Consider the following 585-nt stretch of genomic DNA (forward strand, 5'->3'; position numbering starts at 1 on the left):
CCCACTGGATCGTAACCGGCCTGCCGCTGACGTTGCTCGCGCCCTGTTTCTGGGCATCATTCTGGCCCTGCCGGCAGAGGGTTATTTCTGGCTGGTCGTCTCCCTTGCCTTGGGAACGCCCGCCCTATCCCTGATCGGGGCATTCGGGGCAGCATTGACCGTTGGCCTGAAACGCGGCGGATTATTGCTGAGCCTTCTCGTATTGCCCCTCTACGTCCCCACCCTGATTTTCGGGGCAGAGGCTGTCAGGGCGGGCACCAGCGGCCAGCCGGCAACGACCGCGCTCATGTTCTTGGCGGCGATTTCCGCTGGATCGGCGGCCCTGCTTCCTTTTGCCTCGGCGTACCTTTGTCGTCGGCCAGCAATGGGGCAAGGTCCGCGCACTGATCAACGATCAGGGTGAGCGTGTGAACGAAGCCGGCCCGTCGGTTCCTGTCGAGGTGCTGGGTCTGAACGGCACGCCGCATGCCGGTGACGTATTGAACGTGGTCGAAACCGAAGCGCAGGCGCGGGAAATTGCGTCCTATCGTGAAAACGCGGCCAAGGACAAACGCGCTGCGGCCGGTGCGGCAACAACCCTGGAAC

At 63.4% G+C, this 585-nt stretch carries 2 pseudogenes; both read left to right on the top strand.

Going from position 1 to position 585, the window contains the following annotated elements:
- Positions 1–403, top strand: a pseudogene (locus TR36_RS14275) (heme exporter protein CcmB); the annotation flags it as partial.
- Positions 348–585 (top strand): annotated as a pseudogene (locus TR36_RS15260) (hypothetical protein); the annotation flags it as partial. The pseudogenes TR36_RS14275 and TR36_RS15260, both read left to right, overlap by 56 nt.

The organism is Falsirhodobacter sp. alg1 (assembly GCF_000739715.2).
In the GTDB taxonomy this organism is placed as follows: Bacteria; Pseudomonadota; Alphaproteobacteria; order Rhodobacterales; family Rhodobacteraceae; genus Falsirhodobacter.